Annotated in this window: 23 protein-coding genes; 18 read left to right on the top strand and 5 right to left on the bottom strand. The window is 73.0% G+C overall.

From position 1 onward, the window contains the following. The first annotated feature begins 209 nt into the window (after positions 1 to 209). The 11 genes from M8316_RS04610 (at position 210) to M8316_RS04560 (ending at position 10,925) form a co-directional block, all read left to right on the top strand. Positions 210 to 1,313, top strand: coding sequence for a PhoH family protein (locus M8316_RS04610; protein WP_250052429.1), 1,104 nt, complete (start codon positions 210 to 212; stop codon positions 1,311 to 1,313). Then, entirely contained in the window at positions 1,310 to 1,765 is a 456-nt protein-coding gene (ybeY, locus tag M8316_RS04605) for an rRNA maturation RNase YbeY (RefSeq protein WP_250052426.1), read from the top strand. Before M8316_RS04610 ends, ybeY begins: the two co-directional genes overlap by 4 nt. A gap of 7 nt (positions 1,766 to 1,772) precedes the next feature. Beyond that, positions 1,773 to 3,062: a hemolysin family protein gene (locus M8316_RS04600; RefSeq protein ID WP_250052424.1), complete on the top strand. Its 1,290-nt coding sequence runs from the start codon at positions 1,773 to 1,775 to the stop codon at positions 3,060 to 3,062. Then, positions 3,055 to 3,423 carry a cytidine deaminase-like protein gene (locus M8316_RS04595; protein ID WP_250052422.1) on the top strand — a complete coding sequence of 123 codons (369 nt, stop codon included), beginning with the start codon at positions 3,055 to 3,057 and terminating at the stop codon, positions 3,421 to 3,423. Before M8316_RS04600 ends, M8316_RS04595 begins: the two co-directional genes overlap by 8 nt. A 202-nt stretch (positions 3,424 to 3,625) precedes the next feature. Continuing rightward, positions 3,626 to 5,311: an APC family permease gene (locus tag M8316_RS04590; protein WP_250052420.1), complete on the top strand. Its 1,686-nt coding sequence runs from the start codon at positions 3,626 to 3,628 to the stop codon at positions 5,309 to 5,311. A gap of 124 nt (positions 5,312 to 5,435) precedes the next feature. Continuing rightward, positions 5,436 to 6,809 carry an FAD-binding oxidoreductase gene (locus tag M8316_RS04585; RefSeq protein WP_250052418.1) on the top strand — a complete coding sequence of 458 codons (1,374 nt, stop codon included), beginning with the start codon at positions 5,436 to 5,438 and terminating at the stop codon, positions 6,807 to 6,809. Beyond that, complete coding sequence (locus M8316_RS04580; protein ID WP_308195958.1) at positions 6,806 to 8,104, top strand: class I SAM-dependent methyltransferase; 1,299 nt, start codon at positions 6,806 to 6,808, stop codon at positions 8,102 to 8,104. Before M8316_RS04585 ends, M8316_RS04580 begins: the two co-directional genes overlap by 4 nt. A 13-nt stretch (positions 8,105 to 8,117) precedes the next feature. Next, positions 8,118 to 8,918, top strand: a complete 801-nt coding sequence (locus tag M8316_RS04575) for a siderophore-interacting protein (RefSeq protein WP_250052416.1) — start codon at positions 8,118 to 8,120, stop codon at positions 8,916 to 8,918. Beyond that, on the top strand, positions 8,915 to 9,883 hold the full coding sequence (gene era / locus M8316_RS04570; RefSeq protein WP_250052414.1) for a GTPase Era: 969 nt from the start codon (positions 8,915 to 8,917) through the stop codon (positions 9,881 to 9,883). Before M8316_RS04575 ends, era begins: the two co-directional genes overlap by 4 nt. A 92-nt stretch (positions 9,884 to 9,975) precedes the next feature. Continuing rightward, positions 9,976 to 10,704: a DUF2975 domain-containing protein gene (locus tag M8316_RS04565; protein WP_250052412.1), complete on the top strand. Its 729-nt coding sequence runs from the start codon at positions 9,976 to 9,978 to the stop codon at positions 10,702 to 10,704. Between the two features lie 26 nt (positions 10,705 to 10,730). Beyond that, entirely contained in the window at positions 10,731 to 10,925 is a 195-nt protein-coding gene (locus tag M8316_RS04560; RefSeq protein WP_308195956.1) for a helix-turn-helix domain-containing protein, read from the top strand. Positions 10,926 to 10,968: 43 nt separating this feature from the next. Here the strand turns inward: M8316_RS04560 and M8316_RS04555 are convergent, their stop codons facing one another. After that, a complete protein-coding gene (locus M8316_RS04555) occupies positions 10,969 to 11,982 on the bottom strand; it encodes a septum formation family protein (protein WP_250052410.1) in 1,014 nt (337 codons plus the stop codon). Beyond that, positions 11,979 to 12,800 (bottom strand): septum formation family protein, encoded by an 822-nt coding sequence (locus M8316_RS04550; protein WP_250052408.1) that lies wholly within the window; start codon positions 12,798 to 12,800, stop codon positions 11,979 to 11,981. Before M8316_RS04550 ends, M8316_RS04555 begins: the two co-directional genes overlap by 4 nt. A 146-nt stretch (positions 12,801 to 12,946) precedes the next feature. Here M8316_RS04550 and M8316_RS04545 point away from each other — a divergent pair, with 146 nt between their 5' ends. Continuing rightward, positions 12,947 to 13,888: a LysR family transcriptional regulator gene (locus tag M8316_RS04545; protein ID WP_250052406.1), complete on the top strand. Its 942-nt coding sequence runs from the start codon at positions 12,947 to 12,949 to the stop codon at positions 13,886 to 13,888. Positions 13,889 to 13,920: 32 nt separating this feature from the next. Here the strand turns inward: M8316_RS04545 and M8316_RS04540 are convergent, their stop codons facing one another. Beyond that, positions 13,921 to 14,508: a helix-turn-helix transcriptional regulator gene (locus M8316_RS04540; protein ID WP_250052404.1), complete on the bottom strand. Its 588-nt coding sequence runs from the start codon at positions 14,506 to 14,508 to the stop codon at positions 13,921 to 13,923. 332 nt (positions 14,509 to 14,840) lie between these two features. Here M8316_RS04540 and leuA point away from each other — a divergent pair, with 332 nt between their 5' ends. Further along, positions 14,841 to 16,583 carry a 2-isopropylmalate synthase gene (gene leuA / locus M8316_RS04535; protein ID WP_250052402.1) on the top strand — a complete coding sequence of 581 codons (1,743 nt, stop codon included), beginning with the start codon at positions 14,841 to 14,843 and terminating at the stop codon, positions 16,581 to 16,583. A 93-nt stretch (positions 16,584 to 16,676) separates the two neighbouring features. Here the strand turns inward: leuA and M8316_RS04530 are convergent, their stop codons facing one another. Further along, positions 16,677 to 19,598: a PAS domain-containing sensor histidine kinase gene (locus tag M8316_RS04530; RefSeq protein ID WP_250052401.1), complete on the bottom strand. Its 2,922-nt coding sequence runs from the start codon at positions 19,596 to 19,598 to the stop codon at positions 16,677 to 16,679. Between the two features lie 84 nt (positions 19,599 to 19,682). Here M8316_RS04530 and recO point away from each other — a divergent pair, with 84 nt between their 5' ends. Together recO and M8316_RS04520 are read left to right on the top strand one after the other, a co-directional pair. After that, on the top strand, positions 19,683 to 20,417 hold the full coding sequence (gene recO / locus M8316_RS04525; RefSeq protein WP_250052399.1) for a DNA repair protein RecO: 735 nt from the start codon (positions 19,683 to 19,685) through the stop codon (positions 20,415 to 20,417). Between the two features lie 61 nt (positions 20,418 to 20,478). Beyond that, positions 20,479 to 21,273 carry an isoprenyl transferase gene (locus M8316_RS04520; RefSeq protein ID WP_250052397.1) on the top strand — a complete coding sequence of 265 codons (795 nt, stop codon included), beginning with the start codon at positions 20,479 to 20,481 and terminating at the stop codon, positions 21,271 to 21,273. Between the two features lie 3 nt (positions 21,274 to 21,276). On the opposite strand, the gene M8316_RS04515 is transcribed toward M8316_RS04520, so the two are convergent. Further along, complete coding sequence (locus M8316_RS04515) at positions 21,277 to 21,810, bottom strand: gluconokinase (protein WP_250052396.1); 534 nt, start codon at positions 21,808 to 21,810, stop codon at positions 21,277 to 21,279. Positions 21,811 to 21,870: 60 nt separating this feature from the next. On the opposite strand from M8316_RS04515, the gene M8316_RS04510 reads away from it, so the two are divergent. The 3 genes from M8316_RS04510 to M8316_RS04500 are packed head-to-tail and all read left to right on the top strand — an operon-like array spanning position 21,871 to position 24,384. Beyond that, positions 21,871 to 22,191: an antibiotic biosynthesis monooxygenase family protein gene (locus M8316_RS04510; protein WP_250052395.1), complete on the top strand. Its 321-nt coding sequence runs from the start codon at positions 21,871 to 21,873 to the stop codon at positions 22,189 to 22,191. Between the two features lie 58 nt (positions 22,192 to 22,249). Further along, positions 22,250 to 23,647 (top strand): glycine--tRNA ligase, encoded by a 1,398-nt coding sequence (locus tag M8316_RS04505; protein ID WP_372490265.1) that lies wholly within the window; start codon positions 22,250 to 22,252, stop codon positions 23,645 to 23,647. A 20-nt stretch (positions 23,648 to 23,667) separates the two neighbouring features. Further along, positions 23,668 to 24,384: a hypothetical protein gene (locus M8316_RS04500; protein ID WP_250052394.1), complete on the top strand. Its 717-nt coding sequence runs from the start codon at positions 23,668 to 23,670 to the stop codon at positions 24,382 to 24,384. The last annotated feature ends 13 nt before the right edge of the window (positions 24,385 to 24,397 follow it).

Genomic DNA, 24,397 nt, shown 5'->3' with positions numbered 1-24,397 from the left:
GGCTGCACCTGCGTCACGGCCCGGTGAACGGCCCGGTTGGACAGGCTCGGTGGACAGGCCCGGTGGACAGGGCCGGTCCACCCGAGCCCAAACCGACGCGCGCCCCGCGGGGGCTGCGCCGTAGCATGGAAGCCTCAGCCGCTCCCGTGCGTTGCACCGGGTGCACGCACGCAGACGCAACCTGAAAGGCGCCCCGCCGCGGGGCATCCATGACTCCTCCTGACAGCACCCCCGACAGCAGCGCCGACGAGCGGTCCGCCGCCTCGACCCGGCACACCGTGACGGTGCCCAACAGCATCGACATGGTGAGCCTGCTCGGCCCCGGTGACGAGCACCTCGGCGTGCTCGAGAAGTCCTTCGACCTCGACCTGCACGTGCGCGGCAACCGGATCACGCTCGAGGGCGAGCCCGGTGAGGTCGCGCTGGCGGAGCGGCTCCTGGACGAGCTGGTGCGGATCATCCGCACCGGTCAGGGCGTGACTGCGGAGACCGTCGAGCGGGCGGTCTCGATGCTGCGCGCCGAGACGACGGAGCGCCCGGCCGACGTCCTGAGCCTCAACATCCTGTCCAACCGCGGCCGCTCGATCCGGCCGAAGACGCTGAACCAGAAGAAGTACGTCGACTCGATCGACACCCACACCATCACGTTCGGCATCGGCCCCGCGGGCACCGGCAAGACCTACCTGGCCATGGCCAAGGCCGTGCAGGCGCTGCACGCCAAGGAGGTCAACCGGATCATCCTGACCCGCCCGGCCGTCGAGGCCGGCGAGAAGCTCGGCTTCCTGCCCGGCACGCTGTCGGAGAAGATCGACCCCTACCTGCGGCCGCTCTACGACGCGCTGCACGACATGGTCGACCCGGAGTCGATCCCGAAGCTCCTGGCCGCCGGCACCATCGAGGTGGCGCCACTGGCCTACATGCGCGGCCGCACGCTCAACGACTCCTTCATCATCCTGGACGAGGCGCAGAACACCACGCCCGAGCAGATGAAGATGTTCCTGACCCGCCTGGGCTTCGGCTCGAAGATGGTGGTCACCGGTGACGTCACCCAGACCGACCTGCCGGGCAGCGCGAAGTCGGGCCTGCGGGTCGTGGAGGACATCCTCGACGGCGTGGACGACATCGGCTTCCACCGGCTGACCAGCCAGGACGTCGTCCGCCACCGCCTGGTCGGCAAGATCGTCGCCGCCTACGACGCGTTCGACGCCGTCGCGGAGCGCCGCCGCGCTCAGCGCGAGGAAGAGGCCCGGGCGAGCGCCCGCGGCACCCACGAGTCCCGGGCCGAGGGCCCGCGCGCAGGAGGAGCACGGTGAGCATCGAGGTCCTGGACGAGTCCGGTCAGGGGCTGGACGTCCACCACCTGGCCCGGCTGAGCCGCTTCGTGATGGACGCGATGCGCGTCCACCCCGAGGCCGAGCTCTGCATCCGCGCGGTGGACGAGCCGACCATCGCCGAGCTCAACGAGCAGTGGATGGAGAAGGAGGGGCCGACCGACGTCCTGGCCTTCCCCATGGACGAGCTGCGCCCCGGCCTGGTCGACGAGGAGCCCGAGGAGGGCGTCCTCGGCGACCTCGTGCTGTGCCCCGTGGTCGCCGAGCGGCAGGGCGAGACGGCCGGCCACGGCACCCTGGCCGAGATCGAGCTGCTCACCACCCACGGCATCCTGCACCTGCTCGGCTACGACCACGCCGAGCCCGAGGAGCACAAGGTGATGTTCGGGCTCCAGGACGAGCTGCTCGCGCGCTGGCGCGGCCAGGACGGCTGATCCCGACATGAACCACGTCTGGCTGCTGGTGACGGCGGCCGTCCTGGTCGTGCTGGCCGGGGCGTTCTCGGCCGCCGACGCGGCGCTCTCCGGCTTCAGCCGCGCCCGCGCGGAGGAGCTGGCCGACGAGGACCGGGCCGGCGCCAAGCGGCTCGTCGCCGTGCTCGACGACGCCTCCCGCTACCTCAACACCGCGCTGCTGCTGCGGCTGGTCTTCGAGGTCTCGGCGATCGTGCTGGTCGCGCTCCAGGTGGACGCGCTCTACGACGGCGCCTGGTGGGCCAGCGTGCTCACCTCGATCGCGATCATGGTGGTCGTCTCGTTCGTCGTGATGGGCGTGGCCCCCCGCACGGTGGGCCGCCAGCACTCCGAGACGGTGGCGCTGCTCTCGGCCGGGCCGGTCTCGTTCCTCACCAAGGTGCTGGGCCCGCTGCCCGTGCTCCTCATCGCGCTCGGCAACGCGATCACCCCCGGCCGCGGCTTCCGCCAGGGTCCGTTCTCGACCGAGACCGAGCTGCGCGAGCTGGTCGACCTGGCCGAGGCGTCCTCGGTGATCGAGTCCGAGGAACGACGGATGATCCACTCCGTCTTCGAGCTGGGCGACACGATGGTGCGCGAGGTGATGGTGCCCCGCAACGACGTGGTCTACGTCGAGCGCTACAAGAACCTGCGCCAGACGCTCTCGCTGTGCCTGCGCAGCGGCTTCTCGCGGCTGCCGGTCATCGACGACAACCTCGACCACGTGGTCGGCGTCGCCTACCTCAAGGACCTCGTGCGCCGCGACTTCGACGACCCCGAGGCCGAGCTGACGGTGCGGGTCGACGAGATCATGCGGACGCCGGCCTTCGTGCCGGACTCCAAGCCGGTCGACGACCTGCTCAAGGAGATGCAGGCCCGCCGCCAGCACGTGGCCGTCGTGGTCGACGAGTACGGCGGCACCGCCGGCCTGGTCACCATCGAGGACGTCCTGGAGGAGATCGTCGGCGAGATCACCGACGAGTACGACGCCGAGGAGGTGCCCGTGCAGACGGTCGCCGAGGGCGTCGTCCGGGTCTCCAGCCGCTTCCCGGTCGACGACCTGGAGGAGCTGATCGGCGTGGAGGTCGAGGAGGAGGACGTCGACTCCGTCGGCGGCCTCATGGCCAAGCACCTGGGCCTCGTGCCCATCCCCGGCTCCCACGTGGAGGCCCACGGCCTCCGGTTCGTGGCCGAGGGGACAGCAGGACGACGCAACAAGCTCGGCACGGTGCTGATCGCCGTCGTCGAGCCCGAGGAGGAGGACGACGAGGATGAGTGACGCACGGACCCGCACGGAGCCCCCGGCCACGCTCGAGGCCGAGGACAAGAAGCTCGTGACCCTGGCCCGCGCCACCCGGGCCCGCACCCAGGCCGCACAGGGCGCCGCCGTCCGCGACTCCGACGGACGCACCTACGCCGCCGCGACCGTCGCGCTGCCCTCGCTCGCCGTCTCGGCGATCGGCGTCTGCATCGCCATGGCCGTGGCCTCCGGCTCCGGCGGCCTCGAGGCCGTCGTGGTCCTCGGTGAGGACGACGTCGCCGAGACCGACCTCGCCGCCGTCGCCGAGTTCGCCGGCCCCGGCGTCCCCGTGCACCACGGCGACGCCCGCGGCACGCTGGACGCCACCGTCCTGAGCTGAGCCCGTCGCGGCCTGCTCGCCGCTGGTACGACCCACCACATTCGTGGTCTCGACTCTCTGGCACCACGCATGTGGTGGGGCGTACCTGTCTGCCCCGTGTCGGAGCAGGCGAGTCCGGGGCAGACCCTTGGTCGTGACGAGGTGAGCGGTACCACCTGACGGGTGAGGTGACAGGCCGGTTGTCAGGGTCAACCATGTCTGCATGGCTCTCGACACCCAGCACCGCCCCGCACCCGCGCCGGGCGGCGGTGAGGCAGGCCTGAAGCGACACGTCGGTGTCGTCGGTCTCCTCTTCGCCAGCGTCGGCTCCATCATCGGCTCCGGCTGGCTCTTCGGAGCGCTGAACGCCGCCCAGACCGCCGGCCCCGCGGCGGTCCTGTCCTGGGTGCTGGGAGGCGCCCTCATCCTGCTGCTCGCGCTCGTCTACGCCGAGCTCGGCACGATGTACCCGCTCTCCGGCGGCGTCGTGCGCTACCCGCACATGAGCTTCGGCAACCTCGCCAGCTTCGCCTCGGGCTGGATCACCTGGGTCGCGGTCGCGACCACCGCCCCGATCGAGGTGGCGGCCGCGCTCCAGTACGGGACGAGGTACGCGCCGTTCACGGCCGAGAACACCGTCGGCGGCGACACCGTCTACACGCTGACCGCCCTCGGCTACGCGGCCGCGGTCGTGCTGATGGCGCTCTTCGTGGTCGTCAACGCGATCGGCGTGCGCTGGTTCGCGCGCATCAACAACGTCCTGGTCGGCTGGAAGCTCGTCATCATCGTGCTGGTCATCGCCGCGTTCCTGGTGGCGGCCTTCCACGGGGAGAACTTCTCCTCGGCCGGCTTCGCCCCGTCCGGGTACCACGGCGTGTTCACCGCGGTGGCCACCAGCGGCATCGTCTTCTCCTACCTCGGCTTCCGCCAGGGCATCGAGCTGGCGGGGGAGACCGACAACCCGCGCCGCAACGTGCCGCTCGCCGTCATCGGCTCGGTGCTGCTCACCGTGGTCCTCTACGTCGCCCTCCAGGTGGCCTTCATCGGCGCGCTCGACCCCTCGACGCTGGCCGACTCCGGCTCCTGGGCCGACCTCTCCTTCGCGAACGACTTCGGCCCGCTGGCCGCGGTCGCCACCGCCCTCGGCCTGGCCTGGCTGGCCTTCCTCCTCTACGCCGACGCGATCATCTCTCCCGGCGACACCGGGCTCATCTACACCACGGTCACCGCCCGGATCACCTACGCGATGGCCCGCAACGGCAACGCCCCGCGGACCCTCGCGCGCACCACCGAGCGCGGCGTCCCGATGGTCGGCCTGGTCATCGCCTTCGTCGTCGGCCTGATCGCGCTGCTGCCCTTCCCCTCGTGGCAGCAGCTGGTCGGGTTCATCACCTCGGCCACCGTGCTCTCCTTCGCCTCCGGTCCGCTGGTGCACGCCGCCCTGCGCAAGCAGCTGCCCGACGCCGTCCGCCCGTTCCGCCTGCCCGGCGGCCACACCATCCCGTTCCTGGCCTTCTGGGGCTCCAACCTGATCGTGTACTGGAGCGGCTGGACGACGGTGTGGAAGCTCATGGTCGCCGTGCTGATCGGCTTCGTGCTGCTCGGCGTCTTCGCCGCCACCGGCGGGCTCAAGGGCCGCGACCTGGACGCGCGCAGCGGCCTGTGGGTGCTGCCCTGGCTTGGCGGCCTCACGCTGGTCTCGTTCCTCGGCTCCTACCCGGAGCCCGCCGCCGGCAACACCATGACCCTCGGCTTCGTCACCTCCTTCCTCCTGCTCGGCGCGCTGTCGGCCGTCGTCTACGTCATGGCGTTCGCCTGGCGCCTGCCCGACGACAAGGCGCGGGCCTACGTCGAGGAGACGCTCGCCGAGGCCGCCGCGGAGGAGGACGAGGTGGGCAGTGCCCACTGACGGGCCCACTGACGGGCCACCGACGGGCCCGGACCTCGCCTCCGCTGTGATCCAGCAGACGCCGCCGTCCGGGTCCGTCACAGCCCGTGGCAGCAGGCCCTCCGGCGGGCGTACGTTGGGGAGGGTGAACGCTGCGAAGGGCTGGACGTCCCACGAGGAGGCCGTGGCCCGGCTGCGCGCCTCCTACGCCGCGCTGCCGTCCGGCGCGCCCGTCCGGCTGGCCAAGCGCACGTCGAACCTCTTCCGGCCACGCGCCGCGGCGACCGTCGGCCTCGACGTCTCCGGGCTCGACGGCGTGATCGAGGTGGACGCGGCGGGGCGCACCGCCGAGGTGCAGGGCATGTGCACCTACGAGGACCTCGTGGACGCCACCCTGCCGCACGGCCTGATCCCGACCGTCGTGCCGCAGCTGCGCACCATCACCCTCGGCGGTGCCGTCACGGGCCTGGGCATCGAGTCGACCAGCTTCCGCTCGGGCCTCCCGCACGAGGCGGTGCTGGAGATGGACGTCATCACCGGCTCGGGCACGGTCGTCACCTGCAAGCCCGGCGACGACCTGTTCGACGCCTTCCCCAACTCCTACGGCTCCCTCGGGTACGCGGTGCGGCTGCGGATCGAGCTCGAGCAGGTCCCCGGCTACGTCACCCTGCGCCACGTCCGGTTCCACGACACCGACACGCTCCAGACGGCGATCCAGGAGGTCGTGACCACCGGGGAGCACGACGGCGTGCGCGTCGACGGCATGGACGGGGTGGCGTTCGCGCCGGGGGAGTACTACCTCAGCCTCGCCACCTGGGCCCGGCACCCCGAGGCCACGCCCAGCGACTACACCGGGCAGCAGGTCTTCTACCGCTCCCTGCAGCAGCGCTCCACCGACGTCCTGACGATGCACGACTACCTGTGGCGCTGGGACACCGACTGGTTCTGGTGCTCGGGCGCCTTCGGCGTCCAGAACCCCACCGTGCGCCGGCTGTGGCCGCGCCGCTGGCGCCGCTCCGACGTCTACCACCGCCTCGTCGGCCTGGACGAGAGGTACCGGCTCGTGGAGCGCCTCGACGCCCGCGCCGGCCGGCCCCTGCGCGAGAAGGTGGTGCAGGACGTCGAGGTGCCCCTCGCCCGGCTGGGCGACTTCCTGGCCTGGTTCGACGAGGCCGTCGGCATGCGCCCGGTCTGGCTGTGCCCGCTCGTCGCGCGCGGCACCGCCAGCGGCGGCCGGTGGCCGACCTACCCGCTGGAGCCGGGCGAGACCTACGTGAACATCGGCTTCTGGGGCACCGTGCCGGTCGGCCCCGACGCCCCCGAGGGCCCCACGAACCGCGCCATCGAGGCGCGGGTCCACGAGCTGGGCGGCCACAAGTCGCTCTACTCGCAGGCCTTCTACGACCGCGAGACGTTCGACGCGCTCTACGACGGCCCCGGCCTCGCGCGCGTCAAGGCCGTCCACGACCCCGACGACCGGCTGACCTCCCTCTACGACAAGGTGGTGCGCGCGCAGTGAGCAGCGCTTCGAGCAACAGTGGATTCCAGCTGGCCCCGGCCCTCGCGGCCCTGATGCGCGACGGCATGCCGCTGCGGCTGGTGGCCTTCGACGGCTCCTGCGCCGGCCCGGAGGACGCGGCGGTGACCCTCGAGCTCACCAGCGAGCGCGGCCTGGCCTACCTGCTGGGCGCCCCGGGCGACCTCGGCCTCGCCCGGGCCTACGTGACGGGCGAGCTGGTCGTGCACGGCGTGCACCCCGGAGACCCCTACGAGGCGCTCTCGCTGCTGATGAACCACACGAAGTTCCGCGCGCCGACGCCCTCGGAGGTCGTCGGGCTGCTCCAGGGCATCCGGTCCACCATCGGCCTGAAGTCGCTCGCGCCGCCGCCCGTGCCGCCGCAGGAGCACCTGCCCCGCTGGCGTCGCGTGGTCGAGGGCGTCCGGCACTCGCTCATCCGCGACGCCGAGGCCATCCACCACCACTACGACGTCTCCAACACCTTCTACGAGCACGTCCTCGGGCCCTCCATGGCCTACACCTGCGCGGTCTACCCCGAGCTCGACAGCACGCTCGAGGCCGCGCAGGAGGAGAAGTTCGACCTCGTGTGCCGCAAGCTGGGCCTGCAGCCCGGGCAGCGGCTCCTCGACATCGGCTGCGGCTGGGGCGGCATGGTCCGCCACGCCGCCAAGCACTACGGCGTCACCGCGCTCGGCGTCACGCTGAGCCGCGAGCAGGCGTCCTGGGCCAAGGCCGCGATCGACGCCGACGGCCTCGGCGACGTCGCCGAGGTGCGGCACAGCGACTACCGCGACGTGCTGGAGTCCGACTTCGACGCGATCAGCTCCATCGGTCTGCTCGAGCACATCGGCGTCAAGCAGTACCCGGAGTACTTCGGCTTCGTCACCGACCACCTGCGCCCCGGCGGCAAGCTGCTCAACCACCAGATCACCCGGCCGCACAACAAGCCGACCAGCACGGGCGCCTTCATCGACCGCTACGTCTTCCCCGACGGCGAGCTCACCGGCTCGGGCACGATCATCGCCGCCGCGCAGGACGCCGGCCTCGAGGTCGTCCACGAGGAGAACTTCCGCAAGCACTACGCGATGACGCTGCGCGACTGGAACCGCAACCTGCGCGACTCGTGGGAGGAGTGCGTGGCGGAGGTCGGTGAGGGCACCGCCCGCGTGTGGGGCCTCTACATGGCCGGCTCGCGTCTCGCGTTCGAGCGCAACGAGATCCAGCTGCACCAGGTGCTGGCCTCCAAGCCCACGGCCGAGGGGGACGACGGATTCGGGCTGCGCCTGCAGTGGTGAGTAGCCTCGAGCGGTGAGCACGAGGGCCCAGCAGCACGTCGGTACCGTCCTGCGCCGTGAGCGCCTGACGCCGCACCTGCTGCGCCTGGTGATCGGCGGCGAGGGCCTCGCAGGCCTGGTCTCCACCGGTCTGCCCGACGAGTGGCTCGGGCTGGTCGTCCCCGGCCAGTTCCAGAGCCGCTACTACACGGTGCGCTCGTGGGACGGGGCCGAGCTCGTCCTCGACGTCGTCGTGCACGAGGTCGGCCTCGTCACCGAGTGGGCCCAGCGCCCCGACGGCGTGATCGGCGAGCAGGTCACGGTCACCGACCCCAAGGGCTCCGTGAGCATCCCGGACGACGCCGGGTGGGTCGTCCTCGTGGGCGACCTCACCGCGATGCCCGCGATGGCCCGCACCGCCGAGCACGCCCTGGCCGCCGGCCTGCCCGTGAGCATCCACGCCGAGGTGCCGGAGAAGGTGCCCGGCTACCTGCCCGACGGCGCCGACGTCACGTGGCTGCCGCAGCCGGCCGACCACGGCTCCGCCCTGGCCGACGTCGTCGCCGGCCTCGCGTGGCCCGAGGGCCCCGGCTACTTCTGGATGGCGGGGGAGTCCGCCCAGATGCGCGCCATCCGCAAGCACCTCATGCGCGAGGTCGCCATGGCCTCCGACCACTACGACGTGATGGGCTACTGGCGCGGCGGGCAGCAGCGCCAGCCCCGCGCCGTCGACCCCGGCCCCATCTGGCGCGCCGGCAAGGCCGCCGGCAAGAGCGACGACGAGATCTGGGCGGACTACGACGCCGCCCGCGACGCACAGGAGACCGACCGATGAGCCTTCCGCCGCCCGCACCGCCGGTGTTCTCGTCGGGCTCGCCCGTGCCCGAGGGCCACCGCAGCGGCTTCGCCTCCTTCGTGGGCCGACCCAACGCCGGCAAGTCGACGCTCACCAACGCGATCGTCGGCACCAAGGTCGCCATCACCAGCGACAAGCCGCAGACCACCCGCTCGGTCGTGCGCGGCATCGTGCACCGCCCCGACGCCCAGCTCGTGCTCGTCGACACCCCCGGCGTGCACCGCCCGCGCACCCTGCTGGGCGAGCGGCTCAACGACCTCGTCCTGACCACCTGGAACGAGGTGGACGTCGTCGCCGTCTGCTTCCCCGCGAACGAGAAGATCGGCCCCGGCGACCGGTTCATCGTCAACGAGCTGACCAAGGTCAAGCGGACGCCGAAGATCGCGGTGGCGACCAAGACCGACCTTGCCACGCCCGAGCGGATCGCCGAGCACCTGCTCGACATCTCCGCGCTGGGTCACGACACCGGCACCGACTGGATGGAGATCGTCCCGGTCTCCGCGCAGGACGGCGACCAGGTCGACCTGCTCGCCGACCTGCTGGTCAAGCGCCTGCCCGAGGGCCCGCCGCTCTACCCCGAGGGCGAGCTGACCGACTCGCCGGAGGAGACGCTGGTCGCCGAGCTCGTCCGCGAGGCCGCCCTGGACGGCGTCCGCGACGAGCTGCCCCACTCCATCGCCGTCGTGGTCGAGGAGATGGGCCTGCGCGAGGACCGCCCGGAGGACAAGCCGCTCCTCGACGTGCACGCCACGCTCTACGTCGAGCGTGACTCCCAGAAGGGCATCGTGATCGGCAGGAAGGGCGCCCGGCTCAAGACTGTCGGCGCCGCCGCGCGCCGTCAGATCGAGGCCATGCTCGGCACACCGGTCTACCTCGACCTCCGCGTCAAGATCGCCAAGGACTGGCAGCGGGACCCGCGCCAGCTGCGCAAGCTCGGCTTCTGAGCCGAGCCGGACGACAGGGAGGCCCCGGAGCCTGGCTCCGGGGCCTCTTGCTCACTCCTTGACACATCGTTTTTCGATGGTATCGAATAACGATGGTATCGATCATCGACATGGAGGACCGGATGAGACCTGCCGGCACGCTGACCTGGGTCGTCCAGGGCCTCTGCCTCGCCCTGGCGGCCCTGAGCCTGGTGGGCTCCCTCGCCTGGGTGCTGGGGCCGAACGGCGCGGACGTCGTCCCGCTGTACCGCCTCGGCGAGGCCATCGGCACCAGCGAGCAGAACACCGTCGCGCACGAGGCCGTGGTCGTCTCGGGACGTGCCGGCGTGGCGACCGCCGCGGCGGCGAACGAGGCCCTCGCCCCGCAGCGGGAGGCAGACGCCACGAGCGCGAGCCCGTCGGGGTTCGTCGAGTTCTACGGCGCTCAGGCCCAGCTGTCCTTCTGGGGCCTGGGGCGGTGGGAGTCGCTCGCCTGGACCGGGACCAGGGCGCTGCCGCTCCTGGGGCTGTCGCTGATCTGGCTCCTGCTGGCCCTCACCATGCGTGACGTGCGGCGCGGGGACGTGTTCACCACCCGGGTCGCCCGGCGGGTCGCCGTCATCGGGGGCCTGGTGCTCGTGGGCGTGCCGGTGACCGCGGTCCTGCGCCAGGTGCTCGCCGTCCACCTGGTGGAGTCCTCGTGGGCCGCGGACATCGCGGACGCGGCGCCCGCCGCACTCGTCCCGTGGTGGTCCGTCGTGGTGGGGCTGGTCCTGCTGGTGCTCGCGACCGCCTGGCGCGAGGCGGCCGTCATGCGCCGCGACCTCGAGGGGCTGGTGTGAGCCCGGCTCCGGACGACGCACATCGGGTGCACTGCCGCCTCGACGAGCTGCTCGCCGACCGGGGGATGACCCTCACCGACCTCGCGGACCGCGTCGGCGTGACCGTCGTGAACCTCTCCGTGCTCAAGAACGACCGGGCACGCGCCGTGCGGTTCTCGACGCTGACCGCGATCTGCGACGTCCTGGGGTGCGACGTCGGGGACCTCTTCACCGTGCGGTGAGCGGGTCGGTCCTCCGAGCTCAGGCAGGGACTCAGGCAGGGGCTCAGGCAGGGGCCCAGCAGTAGCCCCACGTCTGGCCCGCGTCCCACTGCTCGGCGGTGGGCCACTCGTAGCCCCACTGGAAGTCCAGGGCGTCGTCCGCGGCCGAGCGGCCGGCGTCCTCGCACGTGCTCTGGCCGGCGGAACGGGCGGCCGCCCGACCGGGGTAGGCGCCGTCGTCCCCGCTGACGTCGACGGTGCTGATCGCCCGCCAGGAGTGGTTCTCGCGGCAGGGCACCCGGGAGAAGCTGGACGTGCCGGGCTCCGCGGTGCCGCACATGCCGTAGGTGTCGCGGCCGTCCTGGGTGGAGAGGACGCCCTCGAGGTCGGTGCCCAGGCGGCCCAGGCTGCTGCCCGAGCGGAGCACGACGTCGCAGCGCAGCCAGGAGGCGCCGGCCGCCGCCTCGTCGAGGCTGGGGGTGAACCAGACGCTGCGCAGCATCGAGAGCCGCCACTGCTCCTCGCCGCCGCCGAGGTAGCGCACGAGCCGGGCCGGGCAGACGTCCTGGCCCTGGCTGGTCACCAGGTCGGCGTCGACGGCGAGCAGGTGGCCGTCGACGACCGTGTCCAGCGTGGTCACGGCGAAGGTCTGGGCGGTGTGCCGCGTCCGGCAGGCGACGCTGCGCGCGCCGTTGGTGGGGGAGACGACCGCGTCGTAGCCGAGCCGGTAGCAGGCGCCGTCGCGGGGGCGGTCGGCCGCGGGCGTGGCCGTGCGCGACGCGGAGGCCGAGCCGCTGGCCGCCGACGACGCCGTCGACGGGGAGGAGTCGGCCGCGGAGGACGACGCGGACGGCGAGGGCGAGGCCTCGGTGGAGGACGTGCCGTCCGCGGCCGAGGGCGTGGCCTCGGACGCGGCGGTGCCCGCGCCGCCGGACGAGGCGGTCGGCGTGTCGTCGCCGGTGACCCAGCGGACGCCGACGACGGCGAGACCCACCACCACGGCCAGGGCCACGAGCGCGCCGAGCACCCGCACCAGCACCGCGCGGGCGGAGGGCCGTGCGCGTCGACGCCCGCTCATGCCTGGGTCCTCGCCCAGCACACGGAGCGGCGGTTGCCCTGCTGCCAGGCGTCCTGCCCGAACCAGGTGTAGGCGAAGTCGAACTCGGCGGGGTAGCCCAGCCAGGCGTCGACGGAGTCCTCGCAGTAGTCCTGCGTGGTGGCCTCGACCTCCTCGTCGCCGGGGTACTCGGCGTCGGGGTAGGGCACGACCTTGATGGTGGTCACGGCCCGCCAGCGGTGGTCCTCGGTGCAGTCGACGAGCCCGCCGCTCTCCAGCGTCTCCCCGTCGGAGCAGAGCATCCACGCGTCCGACGGCTCCCGCAGGAGGCCCACCGTGGACTCGGGCAGGGAGCGGTAGCCGTCGAGGCCGGGCCCGCCGCCCACGAGGTCGCAGCGGAACCAGCGGGCACCGGCCTCCCAGGCCGCGTCGGTCGGCTGGAACCAGACCCAGGACAGCAGCGTGCGCATGGCCGTGGACTCGTCGGCGCGCAGGTGCTTCTCGAAACGCGTCGTGCACTTCTCGTGGACCCAGGCGGCCAGCGCGTCGGCGTCCCGGTCCGCGTCCGCGAAGCGCTCCGGCAGGTCGCCCACGGCGATGGTCTCGGCCGTGTGGCGCGCTGCGCACTCGACGGTGCCGGAGGCGTTCGTGTCGCGGGCGACGTCGTCGGGGGAGAGGTCGTAGCAGGCGCCGGTGGCCGGCGCGGTCAGCTGGTCGTCGCCGGCCTCGCCGCCGTCGGCGCCGGCGTCCGTCGTGCACCCGACCAGGGCGGTGGCCAGGCCCGCGCACAGGGCCACGCCGAGGGTGGCGACGGTGACACGCAGGGGGCGGCGGGGCACGGCTTCCTCTCGCGGGGCGGACGGGGTGCGCGGGTGCGCGGCGACGACGTGCTCGGGGTGCACGGGCAGCCGGCGTCGGATGCTACCCGCCGGACCCGTGCGGAGCGCCTTCCGGCGGCACGTCGCCGTGGCCCTAGGGTCGACCCGTGCCCGACCTGCACGAGCCCTCCGACCTCCCCGACCTCGCCTCCCTGCGGCTGCTGGCCGAGGTGGAGCGGCTCGGTGGCATCGCGGCGGCCGGCCGCGCGCTGGGGCTGACCCAGCAGAGCGCGTCCGAGCGGCTGCGGGCGCTGGAGACCCGGACCCGACTCACGCTGGTGGAGCGCCGGGCCCGCGGCTCGGCGCTGACCCCGGCCGGGCGGCTGCTGGTGGAGTGGAGCCACGACCTGCTCGTGCGCGCCGAGGAGGTGGCCGCCGCCGTCCGCACGCTGGCGGACGGGCGCTCGCGCGAGCTGCGCGTGCACGCCTCCATGACGACGGCCGAGCACCTGCTGCCGCGCTGGCTGGTGCGCCTGCGCAGCCAGCGCGAGGTCGCCGCCAGCCTGCGGGCGGTGAACTCCGAGCAGGTGGTGGCCGCCGTGCGGGCCGGCGAGTGCGACCTCGGCTTCGTCGAGGGACCGGTCGACCTGGCGGGACTCGCCTCGGCGACCGTCGGCCACGACCGGCTCGTCCTCGTGGCGGCGCCCGACGACCGCTGGGCCCGTCGTCGCGCGCCGATCACCCCCGCCGAGGTCGCCGAGCGGCCGCTCACGCTGCGCGAGCCCGGCTCGGGGACGCGGGCGGTGCTGGAGGGCACCGTCGCGGCGGCCACGGGACGACGGCTGCGCAGCGAGTCCGAGCTGACCTCGACCGCCGCCGTGCTGGCCTCGGTGCGGGCCGGCGGCGCGCCCGCGTTCGTGTCGGGCTGGGCGGCGGAGCCGGCGGTGCGGTCGGGTGCCGTCGTCCTCGTGCCCACCGAGGGTCTCGACCTCGCCCGGCCCCTGCGGGCCGTGTGGGCGGGGGCGTCGCGCCCGCCGGCCGGGCCGGTGCGCGACCTGCTCGCGATCGCCACCCGGGAGGCGGAGAGCCCGGACCCCTCGGTCGGCTGAGGGCCGCCCCTCCGACAACGGAGGCGCGAGGCTCAGTGCGACCAGCCGTGCCGGTGCGCCCAGGCCACCGCCTGGGTGCGGCGCGAGGTGCCGGTGCGGCTGTAGATCTCGCGGATGTAGGTCTTCACCGAGTTCACCGACACCCGCAGGGTGGCGGCGATCTCGTCGTTCGACAGCCCCTGGCCGATGAGGACGAGCACCTCGGACTGCCGGTCCGAGAGCCCGGGGAACATCGGCTCGGTGGGCGGCACGACGCTGCCGCCGCCCGCGACGGTGCGCATGGCACGGAGCAGCTCGGTGGCCGGCGCGGTCTTCGCGACGATCCCGTGCGCGCCGGCGGCCAGCGTCCCGCGGACCACGGCCGGGTGCAGGCGCCAGGTCCAGGCGAGGACGCGCGCGGGTGCGACGCCGGCGATCCAGGCGGTGCGCGACGCCGGGCCGCGGCCGTCCGGCGGCTGCGGGTCGAGGAGGACGACGTCGACCTCGTGCTGCGCGGTGGCCGCGGGCACGACCCGCAGGTCGACGGCCCCCTCGTCGGCGGTGGCGAGGAGCGGGCCGAGGCCGCGGACGACCAGCTCGGGCTCGCCGAGGAGGCCGATCCTCAGGGGAGGGGACGACATGCCAGGGAAACTAGTGCGAGAGTGGCCTGACCTGCACTCTTAGAGCCTCACCCGTAGTGGTGAAACTTTCCGGAGGGGGGTGGCGTGCGTCGCGCCGGGTCCGTGGACGTGGCCGCCTTCCGGCCACGGGTACGCACCAGGGACGCACCGGGTACGCACCGGGCCCGGCCTGCGCTACCCTGGACGCACCATGACGCGCCGCCTCCTCCTTGGTCGCCGCAGCGGGGTCTGAGCCAGCCGGACCTCCTCGCTGCGGGTGACTCGCGCGCGCCGGCCCCTCTCAGCGCCGGACCCTCTGTGCCAGGCGCACACACCCTCGAGGAAGCACTCTCATGAGCACGTCCCGGATCCACCTGAGCAACACCGCCAACACCCAGGCCCCCAGCGGCATGCCGGTCGAGCGGTACCGCCCCTTCGTGCCCGTCGACGTCCCCGACCGGACGTGGCCGACGAAGAAGATCGAGAAGGCGCCGCGGTGGCTGTCCACCGACCTGCGCGACGGCAACCAGGCACTGATCGACCCGATGAGCCCGGCCCGCAAGATGAAGATGTTCGAGCTGCTGGTGGCCATGGGCTACAAGGAGATCGAGGTCGGGTTCCCGAGCGCCAGCCAGACCGACTTCGACTTCGTGCGCCAGCTCGTCGAGGGCGACAAGATCCCCGACGACGTCCGCATCTCCGTGCTGACCCAGGCCCGTGAGGACCTGATCGAGCGCACCGTGCAGTCGATCGCGGGTGCGGCGAACGCCAGCGTCCACCTCTACAACGCCACCGCCCCGCTGTTCCAGCGCGTCGTGTTCAAGGTGACGCCCGAGGAGTGCGTCGGCATCGCGGTGCGCGGCACCGAGCTGGTGATGAAGTACGCCGAGCAGACCCTGGGCTCCGACCTGGCCGGCTTCGGCTACCAGTACAGCCCCGAGATCTTCACCCAGTCCGACACCGACTTCGCCCTGCACGTGTGCGAGGCCGTCTCGGACGTCTGGCAGCCGGAGGCCGGTCGCGAGATCATCCTCAACCTGCCGGCCACCGTCGAGATGTCGACGCCCAACACCTACGCCGACCAGATCGAGTACTTCGGGCGTGGGCTGACCCGGCGCGAGCACTCCGCGATCTCCCTGCACCCGCACAACGACCGCGGCACCGCCGTGGCCGCCACCGAGCTGGGCCTGATGGCCGGCGCCGACCGCGTCGAGGGCTGCCTGTTCGGCCACGGCGAGCGCACCGGCAACGTCGACCTGGTGACCCTCGGCATGAACCTGTTCAGCCAGGGCATCGACCCGCGGATCGACTTCTCCGACATCGACGAGGTCCGTCGCACGGTCGAGTACTGCACCCAGCTGCCGGTGCACCCCCGGCACCCCTACGCCGGCGACCTCGTCTACACCGCCTTCTCCGGCTCCCACCAGGACGCCATCAAGAAGGGCCTGGAGGACCTGCAGCGGCAGGCCGACGAGCAGGGCGTGGACGTCGACACCCTGCCGTGGGAGGCCCCCTACCTGCCCATCGACCCCAAGGACGTCGGCCGCTCCTACGAGGCCGTCATCCGGGTCAACAGCCAGTCCGGCAAGGGCGGCGTCGCCTACGTCCTCAAGGCCGAGCACAAGCTGGACCTGCCGCGCCGCGCGCAGATCGAGTTCTCCCGCGTGATCCAGCAGCGCACCGACGCCGAGGGTGGCGAGATCACCCCGGAGCAGATCTGGGACGTCTTCCGCACCGAGTACCTGGAGAAGGACGCCCCGCTCAAGGTGAACTCCGTGTCCCGCTCCACCACCGAGGGGGACAAGGACCACATCGAGGCCGACGTCTACGTCAAGGGCGACAAGCGGCACCTCACCGGTGACGGCAACGGCCCGCTCTCCGCGTTCGTCGCGGCGATCAACGGCCTGGAGGAGGACTTCGACGTCCGCGTCCTCGACTACACCGAGCACGCCCTCTCCGCCGGCGGCGACGCCCTGGCCGCCGCCTACGTCGAGTGCGGCGTGGGCGACCAGATCCTGTGGGGCGTGGGCATCGACGCCAACATCGTGAGGGCCTCGATGAAGGCCGTGGTCAGCGCGGTCAACCGCTCCGCCTGAGCCCAGCACCACCCCGGCGGCACGCCGGTGGCAGCAACCCGACGCCGAGTCGGCCCGCACCGGGCCGGCTCGGCGTCGGTGCTCCGGAGCGGTTCAGTCGTGCGGGACGACGGCGGCGTGCCGCCCGGCCGGTCGCTGCTCGTCCGCGGCCTGGGGGAGCGCGACGCTGAACGTGGCGCCCTCGAGGTGGGCCGAGCGCACCGAGACGCGGCCGGCGTGGGCGGCCACCACGGCCGCGACGATCGAGAGCCCGAGACCCGGGCCCTGCACCGCGCGCTGGACGGCGGTGGAGGAGCGGTAGAAGCGCTGGAACAGGCCGTCCTGCTCGTCCACGGGGATGCCCATGCCGGTGTCCTCGACGACGAGGCTGACCTCGTCCCCGACGCTGCCCACGGTGACGGTGACGCTGCCTCCGGCGTCGGTGAACTTCAGCGCGTTGCCGATGAGGTTGTCGAGCATCCGGGTCAGCTGGGCCGCGTCGCCCTGCACCCGGGCGCCGGGCTCGGCGTCGATCCGCAGCGCGAGGCCGCGCTCGCGCGCCTCGTCCTCGCGGGTGCAGCCCAGGGCCGTGGCGAGCTCGCCGAGGTCCACCGCGGTGCTCTGGCTGCTGTCCACCACGCCGGCGTCGAGGCGGGCGAGGAAGAGCAGGTCCTCGTTCATCGCGGCGAGGCGGCGGGCGTTGCGGAGCACGGCCTGCACCATCTGCAGCTGCTCGGGCTCCAGAGGCTCCTCGGCGAGGAACTGCGAGTAGCCGAGGATGGAGGTGGTGGGCGTGCGCAGCTCGTGCGAGACCGTCATGACGAAGTCGGTCTTGGCGCTGTCGAGCGCCCGCAGCTGCTGCACCAGGCGCCGCTCCTCGGTGACGTCGCGGGCCACCACGAGGAACCGGGAGCGGGACGCGGGCTCGTCCACGCGGGTGACGGTCACCGACAGGGTCAGCAGGTCGCCGGACGCCCCCACGACCACCCAGTCGGTGGCCCCGGCCGGGTCCTGGTCGCGTCGGTCGGCGGAGGCGAGCGCAGCCCGGAACCCGTCGCCGGCGCCCTCCTGGCCGAAACGCTCCACCAGGTAGGCCGGGTCGACCAGGTCGATGGCGGGCGTGCCGAGCAGGTCGGCCGGCGCCCGGCCCAGCACCAGCTCCGCGCCGGTGTTGGCCACCTGGATGGTGCCCTGCTCGTCCAGCCCCAGCAGCACGGTCCCGACGGGCGCGCGCAGCAGGTGCTCCACGAGGGCGGACGAGGCGCGCTCCTCGGTCACGTCGATGCCGGTGAGCACCAGCATCCGGGCCTGGCCGGTCGCGTCCCGCACCGCGTTGTCGCTCCACCGCACGCGCAGGGTGGCGCCGGTCGAGGTGGCGAGGCTGCGCTCGCGCACCACCGGCGCCCCGGAGCGGTTGGGCCAGGTCGCGAGGGCCTCCAGGTCGGCCTGGGCGCCGGGCAGCAGCCCGGTCTCCCACACGTGCCGGCCGGCCAGGTCGGCGGTCGTCCAGCCGGTCACCCGGGTGGCCGCGTCGTTGACCAGCCGCACCCGTCCCTCGGGGTCGGTCACCACGATCATCGCGGCCGTGGTGGCGAGCGTGGAGTCGGTGAGCCGCTCGGCGTCCTCGGCCCGGCGGCGGGCGGCCTCCTCCTCGGTCACGTCGAGCAGCTGGGCGGACCAGGTCGCGGGGCGCTCGTCGGGCCCGCTGACCCGGGTCACGCCGAGCTCGACCTCGGCCCCGGGCCGGCCGGGCACACGGGCGCGGCCACGCCAGGGCTCGCCGATCTGCATCGCGAAGGTCAGCCGCGCCACCACGTCCACCTCGACGAGGGCCTCGAGGGGCAGGGCCAGGACGCTGGAGCGGGAGCGGCCGAGGGCGGCCAGGGCCGCGTCGTTGACCCGGGTGACGCGGGCGGTGCCCTGCGCGTCCTCCTCGAGGAGGAGGTTGCCGAAGGCGGAGTCGGTGAAGTGGCGGCCGAAGAGGTGCTGCTCGCGCTCCAGGGCGACAGCCAGGATGCGGCGCTGGTGCAGCAGGAGCGCCGGGGGCAGGGAGAGCAGCAGGGAGCACACGAGGTAGCCCTGCACGACGCTGGGCAGGAGCGCGGCGTCCACCGCCGCGGTGCCTGCCTCGGTCTCGCCGAAGGGGCCCCAGCCGGCGTCGGTGGTGATGGTGACGTAGGCGGCGGCGATGAGCAGCTCGATCGCGGTCGCCCGCGAGCCCAGCCGCAGCGCGGCCCACGCCAGCAGCGGCAGCGGCACGGCGGTCAGCGCGAGGGACTGGGCGGGGGAGAAGACCACCAGGAAGGCCAGCGAGACCAGCACCACCTGCGCCAGGCCCTCGCCCGCGCGAGGGCCCGCGCCGGGGACCGGCGGCGGTGCGCCCAGGGCGCTGAGCACGAGGGCCGACCAGGCGCCCCAGGTGAGGAACGCGGCCGAGGCGTGGCGGGCGACGACGAGCGAGTCGGCGCCGGCCGAGTCGAAGAGGAGGGCGGTGATCGCGAACGCGCCGCCGAAGACGAGCCCACCCACGCCCGAGGCGACCAGCAGCCGCCCGAGGGACGGGACGCCCTCGAGGCCGGTCCACACGGTGTGCGGGCTGCCGCGCAGGACGAGGGCGGCCAGCACGCAGGCCAGGGAGTCCATGGCGCCGAGCAGCAGGCCCTCGACGAGGCCCCCACCGACCGCCACGCCGTGCGCCACCCCGAGGGCGGGCACGAGCACCAGGGCCACCACGACCAGCCGGCCGAGGGTCCCCGCCCGGGCCAGCAGCCACACCGCGAGGCCCGAGAGGGCGGCCACCACGGTCGGCATGACGCGGACGCTGGCGCTGTCGGTGCCCAGCCTGCCCCCGCTGCCGACGACGACCACCACCACGAGCACGGCCACGACCAGGGCGACGACCAGGCCCTGCCCCGACGGGTCGGACGCCCCGCGGCCTGCACCGGCACGGCCGGCGCCGGTGCCCGTGGGGGCGCCCCCGGGGGCGCTCGCGGGCGCGGCGGGGGACCCGGCCCGGGTGGGGGAACCCATGGTCATGTACCCATTCTGGCGTACGCGGACCTGTCGCGGGGCCAGCGCGGCGACACTGCCGCTGTCGGTCCGGCGCGGCACAATGCTCAGGTGCCCCTCTATCGCGACGAGGCGGTCGTGCTGCGGACCCACAAGCTGGGCGAGGCCGACCGCATCATCACCCTGCTGACGCGTCAGCACGGGCTGGTGCGCGCCGTCGCCCGTGGGGTCCGTCGGACGTCCTCGCGCTGGGGTGCTCGGCTCGAGCCGTTCACCCACGTCGACCTCCAGCTGGCCGAGGGGCGAAGCCTCGACACCATCACCCAGGCCGAGACGGTCACCCCGTTCGCCCAGAAGGTGGGGGAGGACTACGACCGCTACACCGCGGGCACCGTGATGCTCGAGACGGCCGAGCGGCTCGTCGCCGAGGAGAAGGAGCCCGCGGTGCAGCAGTTCCTGCTGCTCGCGGGCGCGCTGCGGGCGCTGGTCGCCGGCCGCGAGGGCAGCGACCCCGCGCAGGTGCTCGACTCCTACTTGCTGCGCGCGCTCTCGGTCGCCGGCTACGCCCCCTGCTTCGACGGGTGCGCGCGGTGCGGCCTCGAGGGGCCGCACCGCTGGTTCAACCCCGGCATGGGCGGGGTGCTCTGTGCCACCTGCCGGGTGCCGGGCTCCTCCAGCCCCGCGGCGGAGACCGTCACGCTGCTCTCCGCGCTGCTCACCGGCGACTGGGCCACCGTGGCGGCCTCCGAGCCCCGCGCCCGTCGCGAGGCCAGCGGCGTCGTCGGCGCCTACCTGGCCTGGCACCTCGAGCGCGGGCTGCGCTCGATGGCCTACGTCGAGCGCTGATCGCGCCCGCGGGCGTCCCGGCCCGCGCGGGAGCCGGCACGGGGTCGTAGGCTCACCGGTCGTGAAGCGTGCCGTCCGTCGCCCGACCCCGCACCCCTCCGGCGCCACCCCGCCGCCGATCCCGGCCGACCTGGTGCCCCGGCACGTCGCGGTGATCATGGACGGCAACGGACGCTGGGCCAAGGAGCGCGGGCTGCCCCGCACGAAGGGCCACGAGGCGGGCGAGGCCGCGCTCTTCGAGGTGGTCGAGGGCGCGATCGAGCTGGGCGTGAAGGCCGTCTCGGCCTACGCGTTCTCCACCGAGAACTGGTCCCGCAGTCCCGACGAGGTGCGCTTCCTCATGGGCTTCAACCGGGACGTCATCCGCCGCCGGCGCGACGAGATGCACGAGCTCGGGGTGCGCGTGCGCTGGGCCGGACGTGCGCCGCGGCTGTGGAAGTCGGTGATCAAGGAGCTCCAGGTCGCCGAGGAGCTGACCAAGGACAACGACGTCTGCACGCTCACCATGTGCGTGAACTACGGCGGGCGCGCCGAGATCGCCGACGCGACCCGGGCCATCGCCCGCGACGTCGCCGCCGGGCGGCTCAAGCCCGACAAGATCGACGAGAAGGTCTTCGCCCGCTACCTCTACGTCCCGGAGCACTCCGAGGCCGACCTGGTGTGGCGCACCTCCGGCGAGCAGCGGCTCTCCAACTTCATGACCTGGCAGGCCGCCTACGCCGAGATGGTCTTCACCGACGTGCTGTGGCCCGACGTGGACCGTCGTGCCCTCTGGCGGGCCTGCGAGACCTACGCCTCGCGGGACCGGCGCTACGGCGGCGCCCTGCCGAACGAGGTCGTGCCGCCGCAGGCCTGAGCCTCAGCGCTCCAGCCGTCGGCGCACGGCGCCCTCCGCCTCGTCCTGCACGACCTCCGGCGCGGCGGTGACGTCCACGACGGCGCCGTCCTCGTCGCCCTCGAGCGTCTCCAGGGTGTCGACCTGCGAGCGCAGGAGGGAGGACGGCATGAAGTGGTCGGCACGCCCGGCGACCCGCGGCTCGAGCACGTCGAACGGGGCGTCGAGCAGCAGGAAGAAGACGCCGGGCAGGTCCTGGCGGAGCCGGTCCCGGTAGGCGCGGCGCAGCGCCGAGCAGGTCACCACGGTGTGCTCGCCCGCCCCGGAGCGCTCCACCATCGCCGCGCGCACCCGGTCCAGCCAGGGCCAGCGGTCCTCGTCGGTCAGTGGCGTGCCGTGGGCCATCTTGGTGACGTTGGACGCCGGGTGCAGGTCGTCGCCCTCGACGAAGCCCCAGCCTAGCCGGTCGCGCAGCGCGGCGGCCACGGTCGACTTGCCGGTGCCGGAGACGCCCATGACGACGACCTGGAGGGGCGCCTGGCCCGTGCTGGTGCTCACCGGCCCGACGCTACCCAGGCGCCCCGGGCACGCCCCATCCGGGCGGGCTAGCGTGAGCGCGTGCTCGTGATCACCCGCTTCCGTGTCCCCGCCGCCGAGGCGGAGGGGTTCCGCGCCGACGTCCTGCTCGCCCTGGAGCTGCTGGGGCAGCGGCCCGGCTTCGAGGACGGCCACGTGGGCCGCAACGTCGACGACCCGGACCTGTGGGTCCTCCAGACGCGCTGGGAGAGCGTGGGCACCTACCGCCGTGCGCTGTCGTCCACGGAGATCAAGATGCGGGTGCACCCGCTGCTCTACCGGGCCCTCGACGAGCCGAGCGCCTACGAGGTGCTCGAGCCCGGTACCGACCTGAACGTGGCCGAACCCCGGTCGTTACGCTGAGGTCGCTCATCCGCCGCCGGCAGCCAGCCGGCGGTCTTTTCACCTGAAGGGAACTCCTGTGGCCAAGCCGCCGCCGTCCGTCGTCGACACCGTCGTCTCGCTCGCCAAGCGTCGAGGTTTCGTGTACCCGTGCGGTGAGATCTACGGCGGTACGCGCTCCGCCTGGGACTACGGCCCGCTCGGTGTGGAGCTGAAGGAGAACATCAAGCGTCAGTGGTGGCGCTCGATGGTGCAGTCGCGCGGCGACGTCGTCGGCCTCGACTCCTCCGTCATCCTCCCGCGCAAGACCTGGGAGGCCTCCGGCCACGTCGCGACCTTCACGGACCCGCTGACCGAGTGCCAGTCCTGCCACAAGCGCTTCCGCGCCGACCACCTGCAGGAGGCCGTCGCCGAGAAGAAGGGCATCGACGACCCGGACACCGTGCCGATGTCGGAGATCGCCTGCACCAACTGCGGCACTCGCGGCGCCTGGACCGAGCCGAAGCAGTTCTCCGGCCTGCTCAAGACCTACCTCGGTGTCGTCGAGGACGAGTCCGGCCTGCACTACCTGCGCCCCGAGACCGCCCAGGGCATCTTCCTCAACTTCGCCAACGTGGTGACCAGTCAGCGGATGAAGCCCCCGTTCGGCATCGCGCAGATCGGCAAGTCGTTCCGCAACGAGATCACGCCGGGCAACTTCATCTTCCGCACCCGCGAGTTCGAGCAGATGGAGATGGAGTTCTTCGTCAAGCCGGGTGAGGACGAGGAGTGGCACCAGTACTGGCTGGACACCCGGACGGCCTGGTACACCGACCTCGGCATCAACCCCGACAACCTGCGGCACTACGAGCACGCCCAGGAGAAGCTCTCCCACTACTCCAAGCGGACCGTCGACATCGAGTACCGCTTCGGGTTCCCGGGCTCGGAGTGGGGCGAGCTCGAGGGCGTCGCCAACCGCACGGACTTCGACCTGTCCACGCACGCCGAGCACTCGGGCAAGGACCTGTCGTACTTCGACCAGGCGGCCGGCGAGCGCTACACGCCCTACGTCATCGAGCCGGCAGCCGGTCTGTCCCGCTCGCTGATGACCTTCCTGGTCGACGCCTACCACGAGGACGAGGCGCCGAACACGAAGGGCGGCGTCGACAAGCGCGTCGTGCTGCGCCTCGACCCGCGCCTGGCGCCGGTCAAGGTCGCGGTGCTGCCGCTCTCGCGCAACGCCGACCTCTCGCCCAAGGCCAAGGACCTCGCCGCCGAGCTGCGCAAGCACTGGAACGTCGACTTCGACGACGCCGGCGCCATCGGCAAGCGCTACCGCCGCCAGGACGAGATCGGCACGCCGTTCTGCGTCACGGTCGACTTCGACACCCTCGAGGACGACGCGGTCACCATCCGCGAGCGGGACACCATGAACCAGCAGCGCGTCTCGCTGGACCAGGTCGTCTCCTTCATGGCGGGTCGCCTGATCGGCTCCTGATCCGTGTGGACAATGGCGGGATGAGCATCACCCTCCGCCGCACACGCTCGCGCAGCACCCGGGGCACGGCCCCGGCCGCAGCCTCCGCGCTGCTGGCCGGGGTCGTGCTGCTGTCCGGAGCCCTCGCGGCGTGCTCGGGAGACGACGAGCCCGCCGACGGTGCCACGAGCGCCGGCACCGCCGCGTCCGAGCCGACCGCCACGTCCACGCTGCCGGTGCCGGACGGCGTCACCCTGACCCCCGAGGGCACCTCGCTGAAGGTGGGGGAGCCCGCGACCGTGGCGTACCGGGTGAGCCAGAAGAAGGTCGGGGTGCTGCGGATCAAGGTGACCAGGCTCCAGCGGACGACGTTCGCCCGCTCGTTCTCCGGGTGGCGGCTGCCGGCCTCGGTGAAGTCGTCGCGGCCCTACTTCGTGACCGCCACCTTCACCAACCTCGGCCGCACCAACCTGGCCGGTCAGCGCCCCCCGCTGTACCTCAGCGACGGTGACGGCGTGCTCGTGGAGTCCTCCCAGTTCGCCAGCCGCTTCGACGCGTGCCCGTCGGACTCCTTCCCGCGCGGGTTCGCCCGGGGCAGCAAGGTCACCACCTGCCTGGTCTACCTCGTGCCCGACGACGGCTCGCTGGAGTCGATCGCCTTCCGGCCGACGCAGGACGTCGCGGCCATCACCTGGAAGGGCAAGGTCGTGGCGGTGGGTGCGAAGAAGAAGCTCACGAAGAAGTCGGGCAAGCGCTGAGGCTGAGCCGGGA

Origin of the sequence: Nocardioides bruguierae (assembly GCF_023554635.1) — a bacterium.
Lineage (GTDB): Bacteria > Actinomycetota > Actinomycetes > Propionibacteriales > Nocardioidaceae > Nocardioides > Nocardioides bruguierae.
This window is presented reverse-complemented; position numbering and strand designations above follow the sequence as displayed.

Excerpts from the sequence above, each read along its gene's own strand:
- M8316_RS04595 (WP_250052422.1), top strand. The coding sequence starts at position 3,055 with ATGAGTGACGCACGGACCCGCACGGAGCCCCCGGCCACGCTCGAGGCC.
- M8316_RS04590 (WP_250052420.1), top strand. The coding sequence starts at position 3,626 with ATGGCTCTCGACACCCAGCACCGCCCCGCACCCGCGCCGGGCGGCGGT.
- M8316_RS04600 (WP_250052424.1), top strand. The coding sequence starts at position 1,773 with ATGAACCACGTCTGGCTGCTGGTGACGGCGGCCGTCCTGGTCGTGCTG.
- M8316_RS04530 (WP_250052401.1), bottom strand. The coding sequence starts at position 19,598 with ATGACCATGGGTTCCCCCACCCGGGCCGGGTCCCCCGCCGCGCCCGCG.
- leuA (WP_250052402.1), top strand. The coding sequence starts at position 14,841 with ATGAGCACGTCCCGGATCCACCTGAGCAACACCGCCAACACCCAGGCC.
- M8316_RS04555 (WP_250052410.1), bottom strand. The coding sequence starts at position 11,982 with ATGAGCGGGCGTCGACGCGCACGGCCCTCCGCCCGCGCGGTGCTGGTG.
- era (WP_250052414.1), top strand. The coding sequence starts at position 8,915 with ATGAGCCTTCCGCCGCCCGCACCGCCGGTGTTCTCGTCGGGCTCGCCC.
- M8316_RS04610 (WP_250052429.1), top strand. The coding sequence starts at position 210 with ATGACTCCTCCTGACAGCACCCCCGACAGCAGCGCCGACGAGCGGTCC.
- M8316_RS04565 (WP_250052412.1), top strand. The coding sequence starts at position 9,976 with ATGGTATCGATCATCGACATGGAGGACCGGATGAGACCTGCCGGCACG.
- M8316_RS04540 (WP_250052404.1), bottom strand. The coding sequence starts at position 14,508 with ATGTCGTCCCCTCCCCTGAGGATCGGCCTCCTCGGCGAGCCCGAGCTG.
- M8316_RS04500 (WP_250052394.1), top strand. The coding sequence starts at position 23,668 with ATGAGCATCACCCTCCGCCGCACACGCTCGCGCAGCACCCGGGGCACG.